Here is a 553-nt window from a genome sequence, read left to right on the forward strand (position 1 = left end):
CACCACACAGTTGTTAGTCTGGTCATAGCGGTATTTTGCATTTGAATCGGTGCTGCTAAAATACACCGGTATCCCCACAATGTTCTTACCGCTGTCCACACTAGTGTCCCGTTAAAACGAGACGATTATTAAATAAGTTATTAATACTCAAAAGTTTACGGACTTTTTATAGTGTATTCGATTTGATTTTGTATCTTTGCACGCATATTTAAAATACGTGTGCGATGAACAAAGGCAAAACTATATTCTCTCAGATTATGTCACTTATACCAGAACGTGATTTCAAAACTTGTGTAGACCGTTATAAGGGAAACTACAGAGCAAGAAACTTCTCTTGCAAAGACCAATTCCTAGTAATGAGCTATGCTCAATTAACAGGTCGTGATAGTCTTCGAGATATAGAAAACTGCCTTACGGCACTCTCCTGCAAACTTTACCATTGTGGTATTAGTTATGCTGTACCACGTAATACTATAGCAAAAGCTAACGAGAAGCGAGATTGGCATATCTATAAAGATTTTGCAGACGTTCTTTTGAAAAAAGTACGTCCTCT

The 553-nt window shown here is 37.4% G+C and carries 1 protein-coding gene; it reads left to right on the forward strand.

All coding sequences use genetic code 11. The annotated features are described in order from the left end of the window. Positions 1-224 precede the first annotated feature (224 nt). On the forward strand, positions 225-553 hold a 329-nt coding region (locus IE178_RS37230), incomplete at its 3' end, for a DUF4372 domain-containing protein (protein ID WP_193515112.1).

The organism is Streptomyces griseoloalbus, from assembly GCA_014650015.1.
Classification (GTDB): Bacteria; Actinomycetota; Actinomycetes; order Streptomycetales; family Streptomycetaceae; genus Streptomyces; species Streptomyces griseoloalbus.